Raw genomic sequence first — 3,755 nt, forward strand, 5'->3', positions numbered from 1 at the left:
GAAGCGCAAGATGCTTCAGACATTGTTTCTTCAGCTTCTACAACAGAAGTAAATATTATTTTCGGAACATCCATTAATGAAAACTTAGGCGACGAAGTTATTGTAACGGTTATTGCTACTGGTATTGATACTACAAAAACAAAAGAAGGCCGTACACAAACTTCTGGCCGCAATCGCAGTTCAGAAGGAAACGAATCTCAAAGAAGAAAAAATTCGGGCTCAACCGCACAACCGCGTGCTTCAAAAGATCCTTTTGGCGATTGGGATATTCGCCGCGAGCCTAGTGTCCGCGATCAACATATTCCTAATAACCAAAATGATTCAACTTTTGAAAAAGACAAGCCAGAATTTGATGTTTTCAAACGCGAAGAAAATCAAGAAAGAACACAAAGTAACGAGGATGATAATCTAGATACTCCACCATTCTTTAGAAGACGTCGTAAATAACAGTATGGTAAATGTTCATGAAAATGTTCTTCAGTTTGAAAAAGAATTAAACGAGTCACTTGAAAAAGCACATCGTGAAAGATCAAGTGTGGAAGTCATTGCTGTTACTAAAAATGTTTCTGCTGAATTAACAAAAGCGATCCTTCAAGAAGGTTTTCACCAATTAGCCGAAAATCGACCTGAAGGATTAATCCAAAAACAAGAAATAATGAGTAAAGAAAAAATTACGTGGCACTTTATTGGGAATTTGCAGACTAGAAAAGTGAAAAGTGTAATCAATCAGATTGATTTCTTACATTCATTGGATCGTCTATCGTTAGCAAAGGAGATCGAAAAAAGAGCTGAAACAGTTATTTCTTGTTTTCTACAAGTAAACGTAAGCGGGGAAATGTCAAAAAGCGGGATAAAACCAGATGAGATAGAGGAATTTATTCAGAAGCTAGCTGACTACCCTAAAATTAAAATCATTGGTTTGATGACAATGGCGCCATTAACAGATGATAAAACCAGAATACGTCATATTTTTGCAACGTTAAAAGACTACCAACAGAAAATAGCAGAAAAAGCTTTAAGTTATGCTCCATGTACGGAACTTAGCATGGGGATGAGCGGAGACTTTCAAATCGCTGTCGAAGAAGGAGCAACGTTTATCAGAGTAGGAACAACGTTGTTTAAAGAGTAACATAAGGGTTAGAAAAATTTGCTTGATTGAGGAGAGGATTAAAATGGGAATGATGAATAATTTTAATCGTTTTTTTGGTTTAGATGAAGAGGAAGAAATAAACGACGACGAGATGAACCCTTCGAAAGAAACAGGCATCCCTGTTTCTTCTAAATCTAATAAGCAACGAAATATTGACGCAACAGCGGCTCCCATAATCAATACAAGACGTGAGCAGGCTAAAAGTAATAAAGTTGTATCAATTAATCAACACCCTACACAACAACAGTCTAAAATAACTATTTTCGAACCACGGGTTTATTCAGAAGTACAAGAAATTGCAAATATCTTGTTAAATGATCAATCAGTCGTTTTAAATTTTGTCCGTATGGATGAAGAACAGGCAAAGAGAATTGTAGACTTTTTGACTGGGACGGTTTATGCATTAGATGGAGACATCCAACGTATAGGAAATGAAATCTTTTTATGCACTCCAAAAAATGTCAGCATTGATGGAGCATTAACAGATATAATGAGAGAAAAAGATTTATATTAGAAAAGAGGAATAGCCTAAAAGTGTTTACTATTATTTCTGGTTTATATGTGATTCTAACAAAATTAATTCAAATTTATTCGACGCTCCTTGTTATATATATTTTGATGTCTTGGCTTCCAGGAGCTTATCAATCTAAATTTGGTCAAATCTTGGCTCGTATTTGCGAACCTTATTTAGGTTTTTTTAGGAGGATCATCCCACCAATAGGAATGATCAGTGTTTCAGGAATTGTGGGTATCTTTGTATTGAACTTAGCACAAAGAGGATTGTATTCTCTCTTTCAAATAATATTGAGATTATTGATGGGCTTTTGAATGAGGAGGCTTTCTGATGATAGAGAATGTTTACCAACACTTTAGAAAAGAAGAACGTCCTTTTATTGATCAAGTGACAGAGTGGGTACAAGAATGTGAAGACCAGTACACCCCTTATCTCACTAATTTTTTAGACCCGAGACAAGTATATATACTGGAGACAATCGTAGGGAAAAGAAGCGGTATAAAAATCTATTCATTCGGCGGCTATGAAGCCGCTGAACGAATTAGAGTGTATATCTGTCCTGAGTATTTTATACCGAAACAAGATGATTTTGATATTGCATTATTTGAAATCCGTTATCCTGTTAAATTTGCCAAATTATCACATGGAAAAGTGTTGGGGACCTTGTTATCAACTGGCCTTAAAAGAAACCATTTTGGCGATATTATATCCGACGGAGAAAGATGGCAATTTTTTATAGAGAATAATATGAAGAATTTTATTGGAAACCAAATAGAAAAAATAGGAAATGTTTCTATACGGATGGAAGAAAAAACATATCTTGATATTTTAGTACCTATTGACAGTTGGACAATTGTTCAAGAAACAGTCTCTTCTATGCGTTTAGATACGGTTATTGCTAGTCTATTTAAAATCTCCCGGCAAAGAGCAAAACAAATGATTGAATCAGGTAAAATCAAATTAAATTGGGCAGAACTAACGCGGCCAGATTTTGAATTGGGTTTATTAGATATTGTTTCAGTGCGGGGGTTTGGAAGATTGCAGGAAAAACTAAAAAAGATAAATGGCGCGTACAATTCGGTATACTGCATAAGTAAATGGATGAGTCATTCTCAGCAACAACTTGTAAAAAAATAAGATAATGGAGGTGTCTTCAATGGTGTTAACTCCTTTAGATATACATAATAAAGAGTTCCCCGTCAAGATGCGTGGTTATGATCAAGATGAAGTAAATGATTACTTGGATCAAATTATTAAAGACTATGAAATGGTTCTTAAAGAAAATCGTGAATTAGAAAAGAATTTAAAATTTTCTGAAGAAAAAGTAACTCATTATAATAATTTGCAAGATGCGTTAAATAAGTCTATAATAGTAGCTCAAGACGCTGCAGATCGCTTGAAAGAAAATGCTGCAAAAGAAGCAGAATTGATTAGGTTAGAAGCTGAGAAAAATGCAGATCGTTTGTTGGACGAAGCAGTCGTTAAAGCAAAAAAGATTACAACTGAGACCGATGAATTGAGAAAACAAAGCAGAGTCTTTAAGCAACGATTACAATTGATGATCGAATCTCAATTAGAGATGGTTAAAAACGAAGAATGGGAAGACATTTTAAAACCTTCACAAGATGAAGCTTTGGCGATCCCTACATTAAAAGAGATGCTTTCTAGTTTGGAACAAAAAGAAGATCAAGAAGAAAATGAACAGTTAGTTGAATCAGAACGAGAAGAAACAACGGCTGATCAAGAAAACGATACTGATTCAGCAGCTGCAGAACAACCTACAGAAGGCACAATGCCTGCAATAGAATTACCAAACGCGTAAAACAATGATTGGAACAGAAAACAATAAAAAACTTTTTAGCGAGTTAGAAAATGGTGAAAGTCTAACAGTCCCTTTTATTGTAAGATCCTCCAAGAGTGCTAATTTGAAAGAGGGAGTAAAATTAGCCGGGTAATGACCGTTATCCATTACTTGAGAGAAAATAGGGTGCTATTTTCTAAACTTGGGTGGTACCGCGAAAAACTTCGTCCCTTTTTAGGGGCGGAGTTTTTTTGTGTAAGGAAGTTGCATCTTTTTAAAGGAAGCAGTAC

The 3,755-nt window shown here is 35.2% G+C and carries 4 protein-coding genes, 2 pseudogenes and 1 other annotated feature; all 6 genes and pseudogenes read left to right on the forward strand.

Annotated elements, in window-relative coordinates; all coding sequences use genetic code 11:
- A pseudogene (locus RT405_RS12440) lies at positions 1–447 on the forward strand (cell division protein FtsZ); the annotation flags it as partial.
- A 4-nt stretch (positions 448–451) separates the two neighbouring features.
- Positions 452–1,129, forward strand: a complete 678-nt coding sequence (locus RT405_RS12445) for a YggS family pyridoxal phosphate-dependent enzyme (protein WP_313470105.1) — start codon at positions 452–454, stop codon at positions 1,127–1,129.
- Positions 1,130–1,172: 43 nt separating this feature from the next.
- The gene (locus tag RT405_RS12450; RefSeq protein WP_313470106.1) at positions 1,173–1,664 is read left to right on the forward strand and encodes a cell division protein SepF; all 492 of its coding nucleotides are present in this window, start codon (positions 1,173–1,175) and stop codon (positions 1,662–1,664) included.
- Positions 1,665–1,711: 47 nt separating this feature from the next.
- Positions 1,712–1,978 carry a YggT family protein gene (locus RT405_RS12455; RefSeq protein ID WP_313470111.1) on the forward strand — a complete coding sequence of 89 codons (267 nt, stop codon included), beginning with the start codon at positions 1,712–1,714 and terminating at the stop codon, positions 1,976–1,978.
- A gap of 16 nt (positions 1,979–1,994) precedes the next feature.
- A pseudogene (locus RT405_RS12460) lies at positions 1,995–2,761 on the forward strand (RNA-binding protein).
- A 59-nt stretch (positions 2,762–2,820) separates the two neighbouring features.
- Positions 2,821–3,486, forward strand: coding sequence for a DivIVA domain-containing protein (locus RT405_RS12465; RefSeq protein WP_313470108.1), 666 nt, complete (start codon positions 2,821–2,823; stop codon positions 3,484–3,486).
- Positions 3,482–3,700 (forward strand) — a binding site (T-box leader). It overlaps the preceding gene by 5 nt.
- Positions 3,701–3,755 lie beyond the last annotated feature (55 nt).

This window comes from Carnobacterium sp. (assembly GCF_032094055.1).
Classification (GTDB): domain Bacteria; phylum Bacillota; class Bacilli; order Lactobacillales; family Carnobacteriaceae; genus Carnobacterium_A.

What these genes read in the sequence shown, in the direction of transcription:
- RT405_RS12445 (WP_313470105.1), top strand. Translation starts at nt 452, where the DNA reads ATGGTAAATGTTCATGAAAATGTTCTTCAGTTTGAAAAAGAATTAAAC.
- RT405_RS12450 (WP_313470106.1), top strand. Translation starts at nt 1,173, where the DNA reads ATGGGAATGATGAATAATTTTAATCGTTTTTTTGGTTTAGATGAAGAG.
- RT405_RS12465 (WP_313470108.1), top strand. Translation starts at nt 2,821, where the DNA reads ATGGTGTTAACTCCTTTAGATATACATAATAAAGAGTTCCCCGTCAAG.